This window comes from Novispirillum itersonii, from assembly GCF_014205675.1.
GTDB lineage: Bacteria > Pseudomonadota > Alphaproteobacteria > Rhodospirillales > Rhodospirillaceae > Novispirillum > Novispirillum itersonii_A.
On sequence record NZ_JACIIX010000004.1, the window covers coordinates 258,359 to 267,099 of the forward strand.

The following is an 8,741-nucleotide window of genomic DNA, read 5'->3' on the forward strand; positions in this document are numbered from 1 at the left end:
CCCTTTACGCCGGAACCGCGCCGAAACGGCGCTCGCGGCTTTGGAACTGTGACAGGCAACGCTCCAGCTCGCGCGGGCTGAAATCGGGCCACAGCACGTCGGTGAAGACAAATTCGCTGTAAGCGCACTGCCACAGCAGGAAATTGCTGATCCGCTGCTCACCGCTGGTGCGGATCACCACGTCGGGATCCGGCACTCCGGCCGTATAGAGGGAGCCGGACAGATCCGCTTCGGTCAGGCTGTCCGCCGTCCGCTGTCCGGCGGCAACCTGCCGGGCCAGCGCCTGCGCCGCCTGCACAAGATCAGCACGGCCGCCGTAATTGATGGCAATGATCAGGGACAGGCCCGGATTGGTCCGGGTCTTCTGTTCCGCATCTTCCATCAGCGTCACCAGATCACGGTCAAGCCGGGAGCGGTCACCGATAAAACTGAGGCGGACACCGTTTTCCGCCAGCCGCCCGAGTTCAGAGCGGATGTACAGACGCAGCAACCCCATCAGGGCTGACACTTCATCGTCAGAACGGCGCCAGTTCTCAGACGAAAAGGCAAAGAGGGTCAGATGGGTCACCCCAAGGTCCGGGGCGGTCTCGACCACCGCCCGGACGGCATCCGCCCCTTTCTTATGACCGGCAACCCTCGGCAGGCCACGCGCTTTCGCCCAGCGTCCGTTGCCGTCCATGATAATGGCAACATGCAGCGGCGCGGCTGGCGGCGATACCGAAAGAGAAGCTTTAGAGGTCATAAACCCTACACCACGCTTAAAAGGCCGGGCCCCGACCATAAGCCACCGTACAGCGGCCTGCGCCGGGGTCCGTCAGACGCGACAGGCGGTGAACTGCGCCACCGCCCGCCAGACGTATCCTCCGGAGACCGGGCCATCCAGCCCGGACAGACCGGTCAGACGTGCATGATTTCTTTCTGCTTGTGCTCAAGCGTATCATCGAGATGCTTGATGGTATCGTCGGTCAGCTTCTGGATCTCGGCAGAATACTGGTGCAGTTCGTCCTGCGAGATCTTGCCGTCCTTTTCCATCTTCTTCAGGGCGTCGTTGCCATCACGGCGCACGTTGCGCACGGCAACGCGGGCGGCTTCGGCATACTTGGAGGCGACCTTGGTCAGATCCTGACGACGCTCTTCGGTCAGCGGCGGAATCGGCACGCGGATGGTCTGGCCGTCCGCCATCGGGTTCAGGCCCAGACCGGCATCCCGGATGGCCTTTTCAGTGGCCTTGACCATGCCCTTGTCCCACACGCTGACGGTCAGCATGCGCGGTTCCGGCGACCCGACAGTCCCGACCTGCTGCAACGGCATCGCCTGACCGTAGGCCTCAACCATGACCGGATCCAGAAGGCTGATGTGGGCGCGGCCGGTCCGCAGACCCGCGAATTCCTTCTTCAGGACCTCAATCGTCTGGTCCATCCGGTGTTTGACGTCTTTCTTTACCGACGCGTAATCAGCAGCAGAACCCGACACGATTATTTCTCCTCGATAATGGTATAGCGGCCCTCGCCGCGCATCACGCCGGCAAAGGCACCATCGCCATGCATGTTGAACACCAGAATCGGCAGGCGGTTTTCCCGCGACAGCGCGATCGCCGACGCGTCCATCACCCGCAGATCCTTCGCCAGAACCTCGGTGTAGCTGAGGGTTTCGTACCGGCGGGCATCCTTGTCCTTTTTCGGATCAGCGGTGTACACGCCGTCAACCTGCGTCGCCTTCAGCAGGGCATCACAGTTCACCTCGATCGCGCGCAGGGCAGCAGCGGTATCGGTGGTGAAAAACGGGTTTCCGGTCCCGGCGGCGAAAATCACCACACGGCCTTTTTCCATATGACGGACCGCCTTACGGCGGATGTAAGGCTCGCAGACGGCTGACATCGGAATGGCCGACTGGACCCGGGTATCAACGCCGATCTGTTCCAGCGCATTCTGCACCGCCAGCGCATTCATCACCGTCGCCAGCATGCCCATATAGTCGGCGCTGGTGCGGTCCATGCCCTGCGAAGCACCGGAAATTCCCCGGAAGATATTGCCGCCGCCGATCACCAGACACACCTGAACGCCGGTATCCACCACAGCCTTCACATCGCGGGCGGTGGCTTCGATGACGGCGCGGTCCATCCCGAACTCGCGGGAGCCCATCAACCCTTCACCGGACAGCTTCAGGAGAACGCGGCGATAACCCAGCGGTGCGGACATGGATCTTCCTTCTTCATCTATCAGCCGGCAACCCGGAACGCCTCTGTGGAGGCAACAGATGGCACCGGCCCTGTACCTGACATGACAGCGGGACTGTTCAGCCCTGTGCCATCAACCCGCCGGGCAATAACGGCAGAAACCGCCCCACGGGTACGGAAGGGGCGACACCGGCCCGGAAGTTTACACAAATCCGGTCCCGTGTCGCCCCTTTTGTTCCAAAACCGGGGTGCGGCGACACACCCCGGCGGTCCGGTCCGGCTTTTGGCCGGACCGTTAACCCATTACGCCTTCCCGGCGGCAGCAGCGACTTCGGCAGCGAAATCGGTTTCCTGCTTTTCGATGCCTTCGCCGAGGGCGAAGCGCACGAAGCCCTTCAGCGCGACCGGCTTGCCGACAGACTTGGCCAGACCTTCGACGACCTTGGAGATCTTGGTTTCGCCGTCGATCACGAACAGCTGCTCCAGCAGGCAGACTTCTTCGTAGTACTTGCGGATACGGCCTTCGAGCATCTTGGCGATGATCTCTTCCGGCTTGCCGGAAGCGCGGGCCTGATCGGCGAGAACGTTACGCTCGCGGTCCAGCGAAGCGGTGTCAACGCTGGCGACATCCAGGAACTGCGGGTTGGCAGCAGCCACGTGCATGGCGATCTGCTTGCCGACTTCTTCCAGCTTCGCGGCATCGCCTTCGGATTCCAGGGCGACCAGCACGCCGATCTTGCCCAGGCCCGGCTTCACAGCGGTGTGGACGTAGGACGCGACGACGCCGGAGGTCACCGACAGGGAGATCGAACGGCGCAGGTTCATGTTTTCGCCGATGGTGGCGATGGCGTTGGTCACTTCGCCTTCGACGGTGCGGTCGGAACCCGGGAAGGCAGTGGCCTTCAGGACTTCGACGTCACCTTCGACGGTCAGGGCAACCTTGGCAATGCCTTCAGCCAGCGCCTGGAACTGATCGTTGCGGGCAACGAAGTCGGTTTCGGCGTTCAGCTCGACGACAGCGGCCTTGGAACCGGCGGAGGCAACGGCGACCAGACCTTCGGCGGCGACGCGGCCGGCCTTCTTGGCAGCAGCAGCCAGACCCTTCTTACGCAGCCAGTCAACGGCAGCTTCCAGATCGCCACCGGTTTCGGCCAGCGCCTTCTTGCAGTCCATCATACCGGCGCCAGACTTTTCGCGCAGGTCCTTCACCAGGGCAGCGGTGATCTCGGCCATGAGAATACCCTCTTGTGTTTGGTCGTTACGGTGATCCGTCGGGATCACCAGATAGGGACAGATCGGTCAGCACCCTATCACCCTTTTCCGGGCAAGGAAGCGCTGAGATCCAGTGTCACAAAAATTCAAAATCCCGCAGGGATCCGCAGCGGCATACCGGTCGGCATCCGGCGAAATTGCACCGGGAAGACCAGCATGCAGGATCCCCTTAAAGCAATGGCGGCGACCGGAGCCGCCGCCATTCCCGGGGACCGGACCGCCTTAGTTGGCGGCGCCAGCGTCCAGAACCGGCTCAACCGGAGCATCAACGGCAGCACCGACGTCAACACCGGCGGCGGACATCTCGGCCTGAATGCCATCCAGAACGGAGGCGGCGATCAGGTCGCAGTACAGCTTAATGGCGCGGATGGCGTCGTCGTTGCCCGGAACCGGGAAATCGATGCCGTCCGGCGAGGAGTTGGAGTCGAGAACGGCGACCACCGGAATGCCCAGCTTCTTGGCTTCGGCAACGGCGAGGTCTTCCTTCACGGTGTCGATGATGAACAGAACGTCCGGCAGGCCGCCCATGTCCTTGATGCCGCCGAGAGCGCGGTCCAGCTTTTCCTTCTCACGGGAGAGGTTCAGCTGTTCCTTCTTGGTGAAGCCCTGAAGCGCACCGCTGTTGAACATTTCTTCCAGTTCGCGCAGGCGGCGGATGGAGTTGGAAATGGTCTTCCAGTTGGTCAGCATGCCGCCGAGCCAGCGGTGGTTGACATAGTACTGACCGCACTTCTGAGCGGCTTCGGCAACGACTTCCTGAGCCTGACGCTTGGTGGCGACGAACAGGACGCGGCCACCGGCGGAGGTCACTTCACGGACCTTCTCCATGGCGCGTTGCAGCGCCGGAACGGTCTGCTGAAGGTCGATAACGTGCACGCCGTCACGCACGCCGTACAGGAACGGAGCCATACGCGGGTTCCAGCGGCGGGTGCTGTGGCCGAAGTGGCAGCCAGCTTCAACAAGCTGACGCAGGGTAAAAGTCGGAAGGGCCATGATGTCCTCTTTTCCGGTTGAGCCTCCACGGGGCGGTGTTATCAGGGCCATCCCTGACACCGGATGGATCGGCACAAAAGAACCGACCCGCGCACCCGTGTGCGTGGTTGAGGCGGGGTTAATAGCGCGATGAAACGCCTTTGGCAAGAGAGATCAGATCTCGCGGATCTCCCGGACGCCGCCGACATCTTTCAGTGCGCCGATGGTGGCCCCGCTGAGGGCAAACCCGTCCTTCAGCGGCAGCTCCACCTCCTGCGTCGCCGTGCAGGCCACCAGCACGATCCGGCCATGGCCGCGCCCGTCGCGGGAAATCACCTGACGCAGCGGTTCCAGCGCTTCCGGCGCATCAAAGAACACCATCACCTTCTTGGTGGCGCGGGACACCGCATTGTCCAGCAGTTCCACATGCTGACCGTTCAGCCGCACCTGCTCGCCGTCCAGCCGGGCATCGATGCTGACCAGCAGCGGCTGACCGGAGTCCAGAAGATCGCGGCTGGTCGACAGCACCTCGGAAAAGAACATCGCCTCATAGGACCCACCGGCGTCTGACATGGTGACAAAGGCGTAGCGGGAGCCGTTTTTGCCGATCTTTTCTTTACGGCCGCCGACAATCGCCGCCATTTTCACCGGCGACTGCCCGCCGTTCTTCAGATAGGTCAGCAGATCGCTGGATTTCACCGCATCCAGCCGGGCCAGCGTGGTGGCATAGGCATCCAGCGGATGGGCTGACAGGAAGAAACCGATCGCCGCCCGCTCTTCGTTCAGGGTTTCGGTGCGGGCCCACGTCACCCCGTCCGGCAGGGTGAAGCGCGGGGTTTCATCGGCCCCGCCGAACAGACTGACCTGTGCCGAAGACCGCGCTTCCGCCGAGGCCTGCGCATGCCGCAGGACCAGTTCAATTCCGGCGAACAGGCGGGCGCGGTTCTTTTCCAGTCCATCAAACGCCCCGGCCCGGACAAGGTTTTCCAGCAGACGCTTGTTGATCGCCTTGGGATCCAGCCGCTTGGCGAAATCCTGAATCGATTTGAACGGTCCCCCGGCGCTGCGGGTATCCACCAGTGCCTGCATCGCTGCCTCGCCGACGTTTTTCACCGCCGCCAGCGCATACCGCACCGCCCCCTGCGGGGTCTCTCCGCCGAACTCTACCGAGAACTGCACCACCGAGCGGTTGACGTCCGGCGGCAGCAGCGGAATTTTCAGGCGCTGCAATTCGCCCTTGAAGGCCGCCAGCTTATCAGTGTTCTGCATATCGTAGGTCATGATCGCGGCCATAAACTCGACCGGATAATTGGCCTTCAGATAGGCGGTCTGATACGCCACATAGGCATAGGCGGCGGCGTGGGATTTGTTGAACCCGTACCCGGCGAACTTGGCGATGGTATCGAAGATCATGGAAGCCTGTTCCGCCGGAATCCCCCGGGCCGAACAGCCTTCGCAGAACATGGCCCGCTGCTGGTCCATCTCCTCCTTGATCTTTTTACCCATCGCCCGGCGCAGCAGGTCGGCGCCGCCGAGGGAATACCCGGCCAGCACCTGCGCCGCCTGCATCACCTGCTCCTGATAGATCATGATCCCGTAAGTTTCCTTCAGGATCGGCTCCAGGTTCGGGTGCATGTAATCCAGGGGCTCCTGCCCCTGCTTGCGCGCGATATAGGACGGAATGTTATCCATCGGGCCGGGGCGATACAGGGCCACCACCGCGATGATGTCCTCCAGACAGTCGGGCTTCAGCTTGGTCAGCACATCGCGCATGCCCTGCGATTCCAACTGGAACACCCCGGCAGTTTCGCCCCGGCTGAGCATCTCGTAGGTCAGTCTGTCATCCAGTGGCAGGGCCGACAGATCAATCTCGATGTTGCGGTCCTTCAGCAGCTCCACCGCCTTTTGCAGCACGGTCAGGGTCTTCAGGCCGAGGAAGTCGAACTTGACCAGACCGGCGCTTTCCACCCACTTCATATTGAACTGGGTCACCGGCATATCGGAATGCGGATCGCGGTACAGCGGCACCAGCTCATCCAGCGGGCGGTCACCGATCACCACCCCGGCGGCGTGGGTGGAGGCGTGGGAATACAGGCCCTCCAGACGCTGCCCGATGGACAGAAGCTGCGCCACCTGCGGATCACTGTCGCGCAGGGTCTGAAGCTGCGGCTCCTGCTCGATTGCTTCCTTCAGCGTCACCGGGTTGGCCGGGTTGTTCGGCACCAGCTTACAGATCTTGTCGACGTAGCCGAGTGGCATTTCCAGCACACGGCCGACGCTGCGCAGCACCGCCCGGGCCTGAAGCTTCCCGAAGGTGATGATCTGCGCCACCCGGTCCCGCCCGTAGGCCCCCTGTACGTAATCAATCACCTCGCCGCGCCGGTCCTGACAGAAGTCGATATCAAAGTCAGGCATCGACACGCGTTCCGGGTTCAGGAAGCGTTCGAACAGCAGCTGGAATCGCAACGGATCAAGGTCGGTGATGGTCAGCACCCACGCCACCACCGAGCCCGCCCCTGAACCACGGCCCGGACCGACCGGAATTCCGTGATCCTTCGCCCACTGGATGAAGTCCGCCACGATGATGAAGTAGCCGGGGAACCCCATCTGGATGATGACGTTCAGCTCGAACTCCAGCCGCTCGCGGTAGGGTTTGGCAACCTCGGCTTTCTGCTCCCCGGTCATCTCCGGGGTGTAAACATGGATGGCAAGGCGCTTTTCCAGCCCTTCCTCTGCCATCTGGCGCAGCACCTCTTCTTCCGAAGAATCGGCGGCACGGGAGGACCGCGGCAGAATCGGCTTGCGCTTTTCCACCATCACCGCGCAGCGCTGGGCGATGACCAGCGTATTTTCAATGGCTTCCGGGATGTCGCTGAACAGCTCGATCATCTGCGCCGGGGTTTTCAGGCAGTGATGCGGGGTCAGGCGGCGGCGCTCCGTCACCGACATCGTCACTTTCTGCGACATGCAGATCAGCACGTCGTGGGCATCGAACATCCCGGCGTCAGGGAAATAGCAGTCGTTGGTGGCAACCAGCGGCAGATCCAGCGCATAGGCCAGATCAATCAGATCAGGCTCCACCCGGTCTTCCTCCGGCAGGTCGTGGCGCTGCAATTCCACATACAGCCGCCCGGGAAACACCGCCGCCAGATGCTCCAGTGCCAGCCGGGCCCCGGCCTTGTCATTGTCCAGCAGGCAGCGCCCGACCGGCCCGCTCAACCCGCCGGTCAGGCAGATCAGCCCTTCCGACCAGCGTTCCAGATCCTCCATCGACACCTGTGGCGTCGAGATCCCGTCACTGCTGATAAAGGCCTTGGACACCAGTTTCATCAGGTTGGCGTAACCGGCGTCATCCTGACACAGCAGCACCAGATCATCCGGCTCCGGTCCGCGCAGATCGCGGTTGCCGACGCTGCGGCTTTCGCCGGTTTCCTCCCGGGTCACGGCAATCTGACAGCCGATGATCGGCTGAATGCCATCCCCTGCCACCGTTACCGAAAACTCCAGCGCCCCGAACAGGTTGCGGGTATCGGTCAGGGCAACGGCGGGCATCCCCATGTCTTTGCACATCTTTCCCAGCTTTTTCAGCGGGATCGCCCCTTCCGACATCGAATAGGCGGAATGCAGGCGCAGATGCACGAAGGTGCTGGGGGATGCGGCGGTCGGGGCGGCGGCGGTCGTATCAGTCATGGCCGGACGATGCCATGACCGGCGAGGGAAGGCAACGGGGTGCCCCTTGCGCCGGATAACAACAAAAACGCTTATAGGGCGCAGGTTTTTCTGCTACAAATACCTATGCAGGTATTGCATAGGCCGTTTGCACTGCAAAAACAGGCTTGCCAGCAGCGGGGCAATGTAATACCTTAAGACACATAAGGTCTTGGCTCACACGGGCTGGACCGACCGAGTTTTACGGTCGCCGTCATCGTTCTGGGGAGTCCGGTGACAGGCCCGATGGGGAAGCGTACTTAGGGGGTCGCTTCCCCATCTCTTTTTCCGGCCTTCTTTCTGAAGAAACAGGGCCAGACAGACAAAAAGCATCCATCAAGGCACCGATACAAAAACGCTCCGTCCGGCTGACCCGGGCGGAGCGTTCTGGCTTTAGAGCATCGAGCCTTTAATCTGATACATATCCTGCATGCTTGAGATAATTCCAGCATTCGTCGGGAGAGTAGAGATCGCAGATGCTGCCGACGGCTTGCCATAGGGCGCTGATGGTTCGAGCACCGATGCGGCGGAGATGAGCCTTGAGTTTGGCGAAGGCCATTTCGATGGGATTGAGGTCGGGGCTATAGGGCGGCAGGAACAGAAACCATGCGCC

General features: G+C 62.0%; 7 protein-coding genes. All 7 read right to left on the reverse strand.

The genetic code is table 11. The annotated features are described in order from the left end of the window. Positions 1-4 precede the first annotated feature (4 nt). On the reverse strand, positions 5-742 hold the full coding sequence (locus FHS48_RS07880; RefSeq protein WP_184263001.1) for an isoprenyl transferase: 738 nt from the start codon (positions 740-742) through the stop codon (positions 5-7). A 155-nt stretch (positions 743-897) separates the two neighbouring features. Next, a complete protein-coding gene (frr, locus tag FHS48_RS07885) occupies positions 898-1,419 on the reverse strand; it encodes a ribosome recycling factor (protein ID WP_221443423.1) in 522 nt (173 codons plus the stop codon). 56 nt (positions 1,420-1,475) lie between these two features. Beyond that, positions 1,476-2,198 carry a UMP kinase gene (pyrH, locus tag FHS48_RS07890; RefSeq protein ID WP_184263003.1) on the reverse strand — a complete coding sequence of 241 codons (723 nt, stop codon included), beginning with the start codon at positions 2,196-2,198 and terminating at the stop codon, positions 1,476-1,478. Positions 2,199-2,479: 281 nt separating this feature from the next. Beyond that, a complete protein-coding gene (gene tsf, locus FHS48_RS07895; protein ID WP_184263004.1) occupies positions 2,480-3,409 on the reverse strand; it encodes a translation elongation factor Ts in 930 nt (309 codons plus the stop codon). Between the two features lie 261 nt (positions 3,410-3,670). Continuing rightward, the gene (rpsB, locus tag FHS48_RS07900) at positions 3,671-4,441 is read right to left on the reverse strand and encodes a 30S ribosomal protein S2 (RefSeq protein ID WP_184263005.1); all 771 of its coding nucleotides are present in this window, start codon (positions 4,439-4,441) and stop codon (positions 3,671-3,673) included. Between the two features lie 153 nt (positions 4,442-4,594). Continuing rightward, complete coding sequence (gene dnaE, locus FHS48_RS07905) at positions 4,595-8,110, reverse strand: DNA polymerase III subunit alpha (protein WP_184263006.1); 3,516 nt, start codon at positions 8,108-8,110, stop codon at positions 4,595-4,597. Between the two features lie 427 nt (positions 8,111-8,537). Then, positions 8,538-8,741: transposase (locus tag FHS48_RS07910; protein WP_184263007.1), on the reverse strand; the 204-nt coding region annotated here is incomplete at its 5' end.

What these genes read in the sequence shown, in the direction of transcription:
- FHS48_RS07880 (WP_184263001.1), bottom strand. Translation starts at nt 742, where the DNA reads ATGACCTCTAAAGCTTCTCTTTCGGTATCGCCGCCAGCCGCGCCGCTG.
- frr (WP_221443423.1), bottom strand. Translation starts at nt 1,419, where the DNA reads ATGGACCAGACGATTGAGGTCCTGAAGAAGGAATTCGCGGGTCTGCGG.
- pyrH (WP_184263003.1), bottom strand. Translation starts at nt 2,198, where the DNA reads ATGTCCGCACCGCTGGGTTATCGCCGCGTTCTCCTGAAGCTGTCCGGT.
- tsf (WP_184263004.1), bottom strand. Translation starts at nt 3,409, where the DNA reads ATGGCCGAGATCACCGCTGCCCTGGTGAAGGACCTGCGCGAAAAGTCT.
- rpsB (WP_184263005.1), bottom strand. Translation starts at nt 4,441, where the DNA reads ATGGCCCTTCCGACTTTTACCCTGCGTCAGCTTGTTGAAGCTGGCTGC.
- dnaE (WP_184263006.1), bottom strand. Translation starts at nt 8,110, where the DNA reads ATGACTGATACGACCGCCGCCGCCCCGACCGCCGCATCCCCCAGCACC.